The sequence below is a fragment of the Trueperaceae bacterium genome (genome assembly GCA_019454765.1).
Lineage (GTDB): Bacteria > Deinococcota > Deinococci > Deinococcales > Trueperaceae > JAAYYF01.
Map to the genome: position 1 here is coordinate 1 of JACFNR010000072.1, position 7,486 is coordinate 7,486.

Below are 7,486 nucleotides of genomic sequence, written 5' to 3' on the forward strand. Positions count from 1 at the left end.
GTGGCTGCGTTGGGGCTCGTGGTCGAGTACCAGCACCCGGACTTCGGCGCCGTGAGGCAGGTTGCCGGACCCGTACACACTTCGCAAGGCACCAGGGTGCCGGTGCGGGCATCCGCACTCGGCGAGGACACCGTCAGCGTGCTTCAGGACCTGGTTGGCATGACCACGACAGAGCTCGACGAACTCGTCGCCGAAGGGGTGGTGGCGTGAGCCGCCGCCGCTCCGGCAACTTCATGGAGGTGATGTGTAAGTGAAAGGGATAGTCGCTGCTCCTCAGCCGGCCGCCGCCGAGCTGGGAGCACAGGTGATGGAGAAGGGCGGGAACGCCTTCGACGCCGCCGTCGCTGCCGGGTTCATGCAGATGGTCACCGACCCGTTCATGTGCGGGCTGGGTGGCTGGGGGTCCGCCACCATCTACGAGGCGGCCACCGGCAGGTTCGAGCACATCGGCTTCTGGGCCCGCATCGGCGAGAAGATGCGGCCCGACATGTGGACCAAGGACGTCAGGGGCTTCACGGACCTCTGGCGCTTCCCGATATTCGACGACCACAGGAACCTGCGCGGCTACACCTCGGTGATGACGCCGGGCACGGTCGCCGGCTTCGGCGAGATCCACCGCCGCTACGCCACGCGGCCCTGGGCAGAACTCCTCGCGCCGTCGATAGAACTCTCCCGCGAGGGCTACCTGGTGCCCGAGTACGTGGCCGAGCACGTCCGCAAGCCCATGCTGCCGGAGTTCCCCCACCCGAAGGACAAGTACGCCGTCAACGACGCCGCCCGGGCACTGTTCCACGGACCCGACGGTCTGATGATGGAGACGGGCCAGCCGTACCGCAACCCCGACCAGGCCAGGTCGCTCGAGCGCCTGGCAGCCAACGGGTACGAGGAGTTCTACACGGGAGCGTTGGCGGCCGAGATCGTCTCGGACTTCGAGGCGAACGGCGCCTTCGTGACCGCGGAGGACCTGGCGAGCTATCGGCCAGTCGTCGAGGAACCCCTCGCCATCGATTACCGCGGCCACCGCGTGGCCAGCTCTGCCGTCCCCGGGGGCGGGCTCCTCATGTTGCAGGTGTTGAACGTGCTCGAGCAGTTCGACGTCGCGTCGCTCGAGCACAACGGGCCGGAACACGCCTTCATCGTGGCGGCGGCCCTGGCCTGGGCCGGCGTGACGCGCGGCAACTACCTCGCCGATCCGAAGTTCAGGGAGGTGCCGACCGCCAGGCTCCTCTCCAAGGAGTACGCCGCCGAGGTGGCGGACAGGATCCGGCGCGGGGAGCTCCCAGACCGGGAGAGCCTCAACAAGCCCGGCTACACGACCCACATCTCGGTGATGGACGAGGCCGGCAACTGTGTCTCCATCACGCACACGCTGACCACGTGTGCGGGCATCGTGGTGCCCGGCACCGGCTTCACCTGGAACAACTGCGTGTCGCTCATGGATCCGATCCCGGGCCGGCCCAACTCCTACGAGCCCGGGAAGGCCAGGGCGAGCGCCATCTCGCCGTCCATCATCAGCAAGGACGGCGTGCCGTGGGCGGTGGTAGGAGCGCCAGGCGGCTGGTCCATCTCCTCGGCCGTCGCCCAGTCGATCAGCAACATGATCGACTTCGCGATGAGCCCGGTGGAGGCCGTCAGCGCGCCGCGGTTCCATTCGGAAGGCGACCCGACCTACTGCGAACTCCGGATGCCCCAGCGGACCGTCGCCGCGCTGCGCGCCCGCGGCATGAACGTCTCGCAGTCCCTCAGGAACCTGGACGGCACCTTCGCAAGGGTGCAGGTCGCCGCCAAGGTGGGCGGCGAGTTCAAGGGCGCTTCGGACCCGCGGAAAGAGGGCGGCTCCGTGGCGATCGCGCGGGGCTGAGCGGTGGGAGGGCACGCCAGCTGGCTCTTCGTGCCCGGCGCCTCGGAGCGGTTCATGGCCAAGCTCGTCGAGGTGCGACCGGACGCGGCCGTCCTCGACCTGGAAGACGGGATCTCGCGCGGCGAGCTGGCCGCTGCGCGGGCGCGGGTAGCAGCCGCGACCGCCAGTGGCGGTCCCGTACCGCTGGCCGTGCGCACGCACCCGGTCTCGTCCGAGGAGTTCGCGGCGGACCTCGAGGCCTGCGGACCCGGGCTCGCCGCTCTGGTCATCCCCAAGGTCTCCGCGCCAGAGGAAGTTGCGGCGGCCGGAGAGGCCTTGGTGGCGAGGGGCCTGAAGGGCACCAGGTTGGTGCCGATGATCGAGTCGGCCGCGGGGCTCATGCGGGCCCATGACATCCTCACCGCCCACGCCTCCGTGTCCGGCGTCGCCCTTGGCGCCGAGGACCTGGCGGCCGACTTGGGGCTTCCCCCGGCGCTTCCCGGCAGTTCGGCAGCGCTCCTCGAGGGGAGGCGCGCGGCGTTGGCCGCGGCACGCGCGGCGCTGGTGGCCGCTGCTTCGGCAGCGCGAGTGGCGATCCGCGTGGACAGTCCGTACTTGTCGCTGCTGGACGTGCCCGGGACCAAGGCGGAGGCCCTCGCGGGGAGGGGCGCCGGGTTCACGGGTAAGTTCGCGTTGCATCCTGCTCAGGTGCCGGCGATCGCCGAGGCGTTCCGGCCCGGCCCTGAGGAAGTCGAGTGGGCACGAGCCGTTCTCGCCAAGGCCGGCCGTGGCGTGCAGCGGGCTGGGGACAGGATGGTGGACGAGGCCGTTGTTAGGCAGGCGCGGGTGGTGTTGTCAGACGAAGGAAGCTGAGGCGCCAGCCGCGATGGCTTAACGCTAGACGTTCATAACGCGGAGCGTTATCATCCTATCGTGATCTTGTCGTTCGCGGACGCGGATACGGAGCGCGTCTTCCAGGGAGTTAGCTCCCGGAAGCTGCCGCCGGAGATCCAACGACGCGCACACAGGAAGCTGTTGATGCTTCACGCTGCCACGAGCCTGAGAGACTTAGTCGTACCGCCCAGCAATCGACTCGAGGCCCTCAAAGGAGAGCGTGCCGGCCAGCACAGCATCCGGATCAACGACCAGTGGCGGATCTGCTTCCGGTGGCAACGCAACGACGCCGCTAGCGTCGAGATCGTCGACTATCACTGAGGGAGGAGAAGAGTCATGACGTCAACCGCTGCCCGACGCGACATCGCGCCCGTTCACCCGGGCGAGATCCTCAAGGAGGAGTTCCTGGAGGACTACGGCCTGTCTCAGTACGAGTTAGCCAAGCGTCTCGGCGTGCCCGCCCCTCGTATCAACGCCATCGTCCTAGGGAAGCGCGGCATCAGTGCAGACACGGCCCTGCTGCTTGCGCGGTTCTTCGGTAACAGCCCGGAGTTCTGGCTGAACCTGCAGGATCACTACGACCTGCAGCTGGCGGAGGGGCGCCTAGCCGGGAAGCTGGAGCAGGTGGTAGGGCTTACTGCCGAGGAGCGCGCTCGGTAGGCGCCACCAGGGAGTGCGTCCGGTCATGGCTGCCCCTTCTCGCATAGAGGAGCCTTCTGGTGCGTCAGGGTTCGTCGTGGACACAACTTGCGGCGGTCTCGTCGGGTTCCGCAGTCGGTTGGCTAGTGGTAACGTGCTACAGATCTACTAGCGTTCGTTAGGATTCGGAGGCAACGGACATGGTTACACGGCATGGACAAGGTAAGTACTATCACTCTGTAGTCGCTCACGGAGGTACGTTGTACCTGTCGGGGGTTATCGCGGACGATCTATCCGCTCCCATGGCAGAACAGACCCGCCAGGTGCTCGACAAGATCGCTCGAACGCTGGGCGAACACGGAAGCAGCGTGCACAGCATCCTGAGCGCCACGATCTACTTGGCGGATTTCTCCGGCAAGGACGCCATGAACGCCGTCTGGGCCGACTGGTTCCAAGCGGCAGACCTGCCCGCTCGCGCCACGGTGGGCGTGGCGACCCTCGGGCAGGGCGTGCTCATCGAGATATCGATTGTAGCCGCCAAGTAGGCGGGTTCATCCTGCCCGGCTAGCCGCTCAGTCCGTCCACGATCCCGTTCAACGTCCCCGAAGGCCGCATCACCCGCGCCGCCTTCGCCGGATCGGGCCGGTAGTACCCTCCAATATCCGCGGGCGATCCCTGCACGGCCAGCAGCTCCTCGACGATCTTCGCCTCGCCGTCGGTGAGCGCCTTGGCGACGGGCGCGAACGCCGCGGCGAGTTCCGGGTCGGCTGTCTGCCGCGCGAGTTCCTGCGCCCAGTACTGCGCCAGGTAGTAGTGACTGCCGCGGTTGTCGATGGTGCCCAGCTTGCGGCCGGGGGAGCGGTTCTCCTCGAGGAAGCGGCCGGTGGCGGCGTCGAGCGTGTCGGCCAGCACCTGGGCGCGGGCGTTGCCGGTCACCTGGGCGAACTGCTCGAACGACACGGCCAGGGCGAGGAACTCGCCTAGGGAGTCCCAGCGTAGGTAGTTCTCGCTCGTGAGCTGCTGCACGTGCTTGGGGGCGGAACCGCCGGCGCCCGTCTCGAACAGGCCGCCTCCCGCCAGGAGCGGCACCACGGAGAGCATCTTGGCGCTGGTGCCCAGCTCGAGGATGGGGAAGAGGTCGGTGAGGTAGTCGCGCAGCACGTTGCCGGTGACGGAGATCGTGTTGAGGCCCTGGCGGATGCGCTCGAGCGACAGCTTGGTGGCCGCCTCGGGCGCGAGGATGCGCACGTCCAGCCCGCTGGTGTCGTGCTCGGGGAGGTAGGCGTTCACCTTCTTGATGAGCTCGCGGTCGTGGGCGCGGTTCTCGTCGAGCCAGAACACGATGGGGTCGCCGGTGGCGCGGGCGCGCTTGACGGCCAGCTTCACCCAGTCGCGCACGGCCACGTCCTTGGTCTGGCAGGCGCGCCAGATGTCGCCGGCGCCCACTTGGTGCTCTAGGAGCACCTTGCCGGCCGAATCCAGCACCTTGACGGTGCCGGCCTTGGCGATCTCGAACGTCTTGTCGTGGCTGCCGTACTCCTCGGCCTTCTGCGCCATGAGGCCCACGTTGGGCACGCTCCCCATGGTGGCGGGGTCGAGGGCGCCGTTGGCGCGGCAGTCATCGATGGTGGCCTGGTAGATGCTCGCGTACGAGGAGTCGGGGATGACGGCGAGGGTGTCGTGCTCCTTGCCGTCCGGGCCCCACATGTGGCCCGAGGTGCGGATCATGGCGGGCATGGAGGCGTCGACGATCACGTCGGACGGCACGTGCAGGTTCGTGATGCCGCGGTCGGAGTCGACCATGGCGAGCTGGGGGCCGCTCGCGAGCGCAGCGTCGAACGCGGCGCGGATCTCGGCGCCGTTGGGAAGCGCCTCGAGCCCCTTGAAGATGGCGGCCAGGCCGTCGTTGGCGCTCAGGCCCGCGGCGGCGAGGTCGGCGCCGTACCTCTCGAACACGTCCGCGAAGTACGCCTTGAGCACGTGTCCGAAGATGATGGGGTCGGACACCTTCATCATGGTGGCCTTGAGGTGCGCCGAGAAGAGGATGCCCTCGTCCTTGGCGCGCTTGACCTGCGCCGCCAGGAAGCTCTTGAGGGCCGCCACGTCCATGCGGGTGGCGTCGACGATCTCGCCCGCCAGCACGGGGATCTTCTCGCGCAGCACGGTGACGGTGCCGTCGGCGGCGTGCAGCTCGACCCTGAGGGTGTCCGCGGCCGGCATGGTGACCGAGCGCTCGTTGGCGGCGAAGTCGCCCGCGCCCATGGTGGCCACGTTCGTCTTGGAGTCCCTCGACCAGGCGCCCATCTTGTGCGGGTGCTTGCGGGCGTAGTTCTTGACGGACGCGGGCGCGCGCCGGTCGGAGTTGCCCTCGCGCAGCACGGGGTTGACGGCCGAGCCCTTCACCCGGTCGTAGCGGGCGGCCACGTCCTTCTCCTCGGCGGTCTGCGGGTCGTCGGGGAGGTCGGGGACGGCGTAACCGGCCGCCTGCAGCTCGGCGATGGCGGCCTTGAGCTGCGGGATGGAGGCCGAGATGTTTGGCAGCTTGACGATGTTGGCCTCGCGCTCGAGCGTGAGCTTGCCTAGCTCGGCGAGGTCGTCGTTCACGCGTTGCGCGTCCGTCAACCGGTCCGGGAACTGGGCGAGGATGCGGCCCGTGAGGGAGATGTCGCGCGTGACGATCGGCACGCCCGCCTTGGCGGCGAACGCCTGCACGATGGGGAGCAGCGAGTACGTGGCGAGGGCGGGCGCCTCGTCGGTGTGCGTGTAGATGATCTTGGGGGTAGTCACTCTGGTGGCTCTCCTCGGTGGCGTCCGCGAGCGCCCACGCGGGGTGCGCGGCAGGTTATCGGCAAGGTCCGGTGGCGGAGCGCGCCGCGGTGGGGTGCGCTCCGAGCGGGGTTGGCACCAAAGTACCATCCGTGGTGTAGGGCCGCCGGAATGACGGGCAGCGCCCGCGCAGCGTGCTACACTTGCTACGGAGGCTGTCCGATGTACAAGACGATCACGCATCGGGAGTTGCGTAACAACAGCAGTGCCGTTCTGCGCGCGGTCGAACTCGGAGAGACCCTTGAGGTGACGAACCGGGGCGAGGTCGTTGCGCTCCTCATGCCTGCCGGGGCTGCTGTTCTTCCAAGGGTGATACCTGCGACCGTGACGGGAGGATTCGGGAGTCTCGAGCGGTTCGAGCGCGCCGAGTCGGTCGAGGTGGCCTTGCAAGAACTGCGGGAAGAGTGATCTCGCCGTGCGCTACTACATCGATATTTCGGCTGCGGGCAAGCTGATCGTTACCGAGCGGGAGTCGAGGATCTTGGCCGAGTTCCTCGACGAGGCCACAGTCGGTGGCGCTCGCGTGCTGTCCAGCGTGCTTCTGGAGACGGAGTTGCGCCGGCTCGCGTCGCGGCTCGAGTTGCCGCAGACGAGCGTCTCGGGCCTGCTCGATCGTTTCGACCTACTTCTGCCTGACCTCGCCTGGTTCAGAGAAGCTGGCATGCTTGCCGGACGCCATCTCCGGTCGCTGGATGCCTTGCACCTAGCCGCGGCCCTGAGGGCTGGCGTCGACAGGTTGATCACCTACGATGACCGGCAGGCCGCCGCCGCCGAGACCTTCGGACTAAGAGTGATACGTCCTAGCTAGTCGCACACGTGCCTCACTATCAACTGGGGAAGAGGCTTGTCGGGAGCGGCGCATCGAGATCCTCCGGCACCTGATACAGCCCGGCGTCTTGGCCGAGCGTCCGTTCACCGGTCCGTCGGTAGGGAATTAGGCGCGCGATGGGTTTGCCAGAGCGCGTGATCGTCAGCGTCTCTCCGCCACCGACCCGCTCAATCAACTCGACGAGAGTCGCCTTCGCATCCTGCTCGTCTATCTCAATCATCGGTCAATAGTAGCCCTCCGCGGTGGGCTACTGGGCCGCGCCCAGTGTGGGTTCCGAGGCGGGCCGGCCGCATTGCAGGCTCAACGCTTCGGGGCTTGCCCGCGGATTCCGGCCACCCAACCGACACGATATCTACACTCGCGACTGACCTTGACAGCGCACACTGTAAGCAATACACTCCGGTCGTGCTTCGCGATCCGCTCGCCGCCCACCGGGAAGCCGTGTTCTCCCTCACCGA

10 protein-coding genes are annotated in these 7,486 nt (G+C 67.7%); 8 read left to right on the top strand and 2 right to left on the bottom strand.

The features are described from left to right. The 6 genes from H3C53_12965 to H3C53_12990 all read left to right on the top strand — a co-directional run. Positions 1–210 (top strand): CoA transferase (locus tag H3C53_12965; GenBank protein MBW7917576.1); only part of this gene is annotated, 210 nt, incomplete at its 5' end. A gap of 40 nt (positions 211–250) precedes the next feature. After that, positions 251–1,861, top strand: coding sequence for a gamma-glutamyltransferase family protein (locus H3C53_12970; GenBank protein ID MBW7917577.1), 1,611 nt, complete (start codon positions 251–253; stop codon positions 1,859–1,861). A 54-nt stretch (positions 1,862–1,915) separates the two neighbouring features. Continuing rightward, positions 1,916–2,713: a hypothetical protein gene (locus H3C53_12975; GenBank protein ID MBW7917578.1), complete on the top strand. Its 798-nt coding sequence runs from the start codon at positions 1,916–1,918 to the stop codon at positions 2,711–2,713. A gap of 60 nt (positions 2,714–2,773) precedes the next feature. Next, complete coding sequence (locus H3C53_12980; protein ID MBW7917579.1) at positions 2,774–3,055, top strand: type II toxin-antitoxin system RelE/ParE family toxin; 282 nt, start codon at positions 2,774–2,776, stop codon at positions 3,053–3,055. Positions 3,056–3,070: 15 nt separating this feature from the next. Then, the gene (locus H3C53_12985) at positions 3,071–3,394 is read left to right on the top strand and encodes a HigA family addiction module antidote protein (protein MBW7917580.1); all 324 of its coding nucleotides are present in this window, start codon (positions 3,071–3,073) and stop codon (positions 3,392–3,394) included. Between the two features lie 179 nt (positions 3,395–3,573). Beyond that, positions 3,574–3,918, top strand: a complete 345-nt coding sequence (locus H3C53_12990; GenBank protein ID MBW7917581.1) for a RidA family protein — start codon at positions 3,574–3,576, stop codon at positions 3,916–3,918. Positions 3,919–3,937: 19 nt separating this feature from the next. Here H3C53_12990 and H3C53_12995 read toward each other — a convergent pair whose 3' ends face one another. Beyond that, positions 3,938–6,160, bottom strand: a complete 2,223-nt coding sequence (locus tag H3C53_12995; protein MBW7917582.1) for an NADP-dependent isocitrate dehydrogenase — start codon at positions 6,158–6,160, stop codon at positions 3,938–3,940. 201 nt (positions 6,161–6,361) lie between these two features. Between H3C53_12995 and H3C53_13000 the strand changes: the two genes are divergently transcribed. Next, entirely contained in the window at positions 6,362–6,607 is a 246-nt protein-coding gene (locus H3C53_13000) for a type II toxin-antitoxin system prevent-host-death family antitoxin (GenBank protein ID MBW7917583.1), read from the top strand. Between the two features lie 7 nt (positions 6,608–6,614). After that, positions 6,615–7,007, top strand: a complete 393-nt coding sequence (locus H3C53_13005; protein MBW7917584.1) for a PIN domain-containing protein — start codon at positions 6,615–6,617, stop codon at positions 7,005–7,007. A 19-nt stretch (positions 7,008–7,026) separates the two neighbouring features. Here H3C53_13005 and H3C53_13010 read toward each other — a convergent pair whose 3' ends face one another. After that, positions 7,027–7,248 (bottom strand): type II toxin-antitoxin system prevent-host-death family antitoxin, encoded by a 222-nt coding sequence (locus H3C53_13010; GenBank protein ID MBW7917585.1) that lies wholly within the window; start codon positions 7,246–7,248, stop codon positions 7,027–7,029. Positions 7,249–7,486: the final 238 nt, after the last annotated feature.